Source organism: Williamsia sp. 1135 (assembly GCF_002095395.1).
In the GTDB taxonomy this organism is placed as follows: Bacteria; Actinomycetota; Actinomycetes; order Mycobacteriales; family Mycobacteriaceae; genus Williamsia.
The window spans coordinates 1-5,559 of record NZ_MJEI01000027.1 but is presented as its reverse complement, the minus strand read 5'-3'; the positions used below and the strand labels follow the sequence as shown (position 1 = coordinate 5,559).

General features: G+C 54.3%; 3 rRNA genes. All 3 read left to right on the top strand.

What is annotated here, in order from left to right:
• Positions 1-271 precede the first annotated feature (271 nt).
• The 3 genes from BFL43_RS00355 (at position 272) to rrf (ending at position 5,552) form a co-directional block, all read left to right on the top strand.
• Positions 272-1,792, top strand: a 16S ribosomal RNA gene (locus tag BFL43_RS00355).
• A 391-nt stretch (positions 1,793-2,183) separates the two neighbouring features.
• Positions 2,184-5,320: ribosomal RNA gene (locus tag BFL43_RS00350) — 23S ribosomal RNA — on the top strand.
• 115 nt (positions 5,321-5,435) lie between these two features.
• Positions 5,436-5,552: ribosomal RNA gene (gene rrf / locus BFL43_RS00345) — 5S ribosomal RNA — on the top strand.
• Together the 16S, 23S and 5S rRNA genes form the textbook arrangement of a ribosomal RNA operon.
• The last annotated feature ends 7 nt before the right edge of the window (positions 5,553-5,559 follow it).

Below are 5,559 nucleotides of genomic sequence, written 5' to 3'. Positions count from 1 at the left end.
GTGTGTTCTTTGAGAACTCGATAGTGTGTCGATGGATTGTTAGTGCCATTTAGGTGCTGCTTCTGTCACGGTGACGAAACTTCCTTTGTGGGGGGTTTGGTTGGTGATGGTTGTGGTGCCGGCATTAGTTAGATATTTTATTTTTGATCCCATCGCAGGTTTTGAGTCCTGTGGTGGTGTCAGTTTTTGTTTGGTTGGGATTTTGGAATCTCTTCAGGACATATTTTTTTGAAAAGCGTCTCCCTTTTTGGGGGATGGTTTTTGGAAGGTTTTCATGGAGAGTTTGATCCTGGCTCAGGACGAACGCTGGCGGCGTGCTTAACACATGCAAGTCGAACGATGAAGCCAGCTTGCTGGTGGATTAGTGGCGAACGGGTGAGTAACACGTGGGTGATCTGCCCCAAACTTTGGGATAAGCCTGGGAAACTGGGTCTAATACCGAATATGACCACGGAATGCATGTTTTGTGGTGGAAAGCTCCGGCGGTTTGGGATGGGCCCGCGGCCTATCAGCTTGTTGGTGGGGTAATGGCCTACCAAGGCGACGACGGGTAGCCGGCCTGAGAGGGCGACCGGCCACACTGGGACTGAGACACGGCCCAGACTCCTACGGGAGGCAGCAGTGGGGAATATTGCACAATGGGCGCAAGCCTGATGCAGCGACGCCGCGTGAGGGATGACGGCCTTCGGGTTGTAAACCTCTTTCACCAGGGACGAAGCGTGAGTGACGGTACCTGGAGAAGAAGCACCGGCCAACTACGTGCCAGCAGCCGCGGTAATACGTAGGGTGCGAGCGTTGTCCGGAATTACTGGGCGTAAAGAGTTCGTAGGCGGTTTGTCGCGTCGTTCGTGAAAACTTGGGGCTTAACTCCAAGCGTGCGGGCGATACGGGCAGACTTGAGTACTACAGGGGAGACTGGAATTCCTGGTGTAGCGGTGAAATGCGCAGATATCAGGAGGAACACCGGTGGCGAAGGCGGGTCTCTGGGTAGTAACTGACGCTGAGGAACGAAAGCGTGGGTAGCGAACAGGATTAGATACCCTGGTAGTCCACGCTGTAAACGGTGGGTACTAGGTGTGGGTTCCTTTTCACGGGATCCGTGCCGTAGCTAACGCATTAAGTACCCCGCCTGGGGAGTACGGCCGCAAGGCTAAAACTCAAAGGAATTGACGGGGGCCCGCACAAGCGGCGGAGCATGTGGATTAATTCGATGCAACGCGAAGAACCTTACCTGGGTTTGACATACACTAGAAAGCCATAGAGATATGGCCCCCCTTGTGGTTGGTGTACAGGTGGTGCATGGCTGTCGTCAGCTCGTGTCGTGAGATGTTGGGTTAAGTCCCGCAACGAGCGCAACCCTTATCTTATGTTGCCAGCGCGTAATGGCGGGGACTCGTGAGAGACTGCCGGGGTCAACTCGGAGGAAGGTGGGGATGACGTCAAGTCATCATGCCCCTTATGTCCAGGGCTTCACACATGCTACAATGGCCGGTACAGAGGGCTGCGATACCGTGAGGTGGAGCGAATCCCTTAAAGCCGGTCTCAGTTCGGATCGGGGTCTGCAACTCGACCCCGTGAAGTCGGAGTCGCTAGTAATCGCAGATCAGCAACGCTGCGGTGAATACGTTCCCGGGCCTTGTACACACCGCCCGTCACGTCATGAAAGTTGGTAACACCCGAAGCCGGTGGCCCAACCCCTTGTGGGAGGGAGCCGTCGAAGGTGGGATTGGCGATTGGGACGAAGTCGTAACAAGGTAGCCGTACCGGAAGGTGCGGCTGGATCACCTCCTTTCTAAGGAGCAACATAAACCCGTTCTTTTGTGCTGCTTTGTACCAGCGCCGGCATCATCTCTTTGCGGGGATGGTGGTGTGAATGGGTGGCCCTACTACGTCAGCAAATGTTTGGCGGTGGGAGCTCATGGGTGAAACGCTAACAATATCGAGGTTTCCGGTTACGGAGGCTTTGGTGCTTGTCCCTGCGAGGGGATGAGGCATTGACACACTATTGGGTCCTGAGAGAACACACGTGTTCTTTCTAGGGTTAGACAAAGATGCCGGCTGATGCGGGTGCTTGTTATCAAGTGAGTGTGAAGACATTTGTTTGGAGTACCGGTTGGTTGGTGTGTGTTGTTTGAGAATTGCACAGTGGATGCGAGCATCTTTATTTTTTGTTTTGTTTATTGTTGTAAGTGTGTAAGAGCGTACGGTGGATGCCTTGGCACCAGGAGCCGATGAAGGACGTAGGAGGCTGCGATAAGCCTCGGGGAGCTGTCAACCGAGCTGTGATCCGAGGGTGTCCGAATGGGGAAACCCAGCACGAGTGATGTCGTGTTACCCACCTGTGAATATATAGCGGGTGTGGAGGGAACGTGGGGAAGTGAAACATCTCAGTACCTACAGGAAGAGAAAACAATAGTGATTCCGTGAGTAGTGGCGAGCGAAAGCGGATGAGGCTAAACCATGCATATGTGATACCCGGCAGGGGTTGTGTGTGTGGGGTTGTGGGATCTATTTTGTCCATTCTGCCGGATGGGCCGACAGTGAGAAATCAGTGTGTTAGTCGAAGTGGTCTGGAACGGCCTGTCGTAGAGGGTGAGAGTCCCGTAGACGAAAACATGTTGACTGTTGTAGTAGACACCCAAGTAGCAGCGGGCCCGTGAAATCTGCTGTGAATCTGTCGGGACCACCCGATAAGCCTGAATACTCCCTGGTGACCGATAGCGGACTAGTACCGTGAGGGAAAGGTGAAAAGTACCCCGGGAGGGGAGTGAAATAGTACCTGAAACCGTGCGCTTACAATCCGTCAAAGCCTGCGAGCCATTTGGTTGGCTGTGGGTGATGGCGTGCCTTTTGAAGAATGAGCCTGCGAGTTAGTGCTCGGTGGCGAGGTTAACCCGTGTGGGGTAGCCGTAGCGAAAGCGAGTCCGAATAGGGCGATGGAGTCGCCGGGTCTAGACCCGAAGCGGAGTGATCTACCCATGGCCAGGTTGAAGCGACGGTAAGACGTCGTGGAGGACCGAACCCACTTCAGTTGAAAATGGAGGGGATGAGTTGTGGGTAGGGGTGAAAGGCCAATCAAACTCCGTGATAGCTGGTTCTCCCCGAAATGCATTTAGGTGCAGCGTCGCATGTTTCTCACTGGAGGTAGAGCTACTGGATGGCCGATGGGCCCTACAAGGTTACTGACGTCAGCCAAACTCCGAATGCCGGTGAGTGAGAGTGCGGCAGTGAGACTGCGGGCGATAAGGTTCGTAGTCGAGAGGGAAACAGCCCAGATCGCCGGCTAAGGCCCCTAAGCGTGTACTAAGTGGAAAAGGATGTGGGGTCGCGAAGACAACCAGGAGGTTGGCTTAGAAGCAGCCACCCTTGAAAGAGTGCGTAATAGCTCACTGGTCAAGTGATCCTGCGCCGACAATGTAGCGGGGCTCAAGTACACCGCCGAAGCCGCGGCACTCACACAAGACATTCTCTTCATCCTGCGGGGTGTTGAGCAGTGGTGTGGGTGGGTAGGGGAGCGTCCTGCATCCCTGGAAGCCACAGAGTGATCTAGTGGTGGAGGGTGTGGGAGTGAGAATGCAGGCATGAGTAGCGAAAGAACAGTGAGAAACTGTTCCGCCGAATGACCAAGGGTTCCTGGGCCAGGCTAATCCGCCCAGGGTGAGTCGGGACCTAAGGCGAGGCCGACAGGCGTAGTCGATGGACAACGGGTTGATATTCCCGTACCCGTGTAGTCGCGCCCGTGATGAATCAGCTGTACTAACCGCCCAGAATGTTCCTTTTACACCTTCGGGTGTGCCTGGGACTGGATGCGCGGGACCTTGGTTGGTAGTAGTCAAGCGATGGGGTGACGCAGGAAGGTAGTGGGGCCAGTCAGTGGTTGTACTGGTGTAAGCCTGTAGGGCGTGTTCTAGGCAAATCCGGAACACATAGAGCCTGAGAGGTGATGCGTAGCCGAATGAGGCGAATTCCATGATCCTATGCTGCCGAGAAAAGCCTCTAGCGAGTGGCGACACGGCCCGTACCCCAAACCAACACAGGTGGTCAGGTAGAGAATACTAAGGCGATCGAGAGAACTGTGGTTAAGGAACTCGGCAAAATGCCCCCGTAACTTCGGGAGAAGGGGGACCACGTCTGGTGATCAACTTCGCGTTGTGAGCTGGGTGTGGTCGCAGAGACCAGAGAGAAGCGACTGTTTACTAAAAACACAGGTCCGTGCGAAGTCGTAAGACGATGTATACGGACTGACGCCTGCCCGGTGCTGGAAGGTTAAGAGGACCGGTTAACACTTCGGTGTGAAGCTGAGAATTTAAGCCCCAGTAAACGGCGGTGGTAACTATAACCATCCTAAGGTAGCGAAATTCCTTGTCGGGTAAGTTCCGACCTGCACGAATGGCGTAACGACTTCTCTGCTGTCTCAACCACAGACTCGGCGAAATTGCAGTACGAGTAAAGATGCTCGTTACGCGCGGCAGGACGAAAAGACCCCGGGACCTTCACTATAGCTTGGTATTGGTGTTCGGTTCGGTTTGTGTAGGATAGGTGGGAGACTGTGAAGCATGCACGCCAGTGTGTGTGGAGTCGTTGTTGAAATACCACTCTGATCGTATTGGATATCTAACCTCGGACCATGATCTGGTTCAGGGACAGTGCCTGGTGGGTAGTTTAACTGGGGCGGTTGCCTCCTAAAATGTAACGGAGGCGCCCAAAGGTTCCCTCAGCCTGGTTGGCAATCAGGTGTTGAGTGTAAGTGCACAAGGGAGCTTGACTGTGAGACGTACATGTCGAGCAGGGACGAAAGTCGGGACTAGTGATCCGGCACCGGCAAGTGGAAGCGGTGTCGCTCAACGGATAAAAGGTACCCCGGGGATAACAGGCTGATCTTCCCCAAGAGTCCATATCGACGGGATGGTTTGGCACCTCGATGTCGGCTCGTCGCATCCTGGGGCTGGAGTAGGTCCCAAGGGTTGGGCTGTTCGCCCATTAAAGCGGCACGCGAGCTGGGTTTAGAACGTCGTGAGACAGTTCGGTCTCTATCCGCCGCGCGCGTAAGAAACTTGAGGAAACCTGTCCCTAGTACGAGAGGACCGGGACGGACGAACCTCTGGTGTGCCAGTTGTCCTACCAAGGGCACTGCTGGTTAGCTACGTTCGGAAGGGATAACCGCTGAAAGCATCTAAGCGGGAAGCCTGTTCCAAGATGAGGTTTCTCACCACCTTTGCGTGGTTAAGGCCCCCTACAGACCATGGGGTAGATAGGCCAGAACTGGAAGTCGGGTAACCGATGCAGGTGACTGGTACTAATCGGCCGAGGACTTACAACCAAAACAAGTAATGAAACTTTTGTTTCGCATCCACTGTGCAATATCTGAAACAACACACAAACAAAACGACGGTTCTTCATCCGGCTTTGTTTGGGTGTGGATTGTTTCATAGAGTTACGGCGGCTATAGCGGTGGGGAAACGCCCGGTCCCATTCCGAACCCGGAAGCTAAGCCCACCAGCGCCAATGGTACTGCACCCTAATCAGTGTGGGAGAGTAGGACACCGCCGAACACAATTT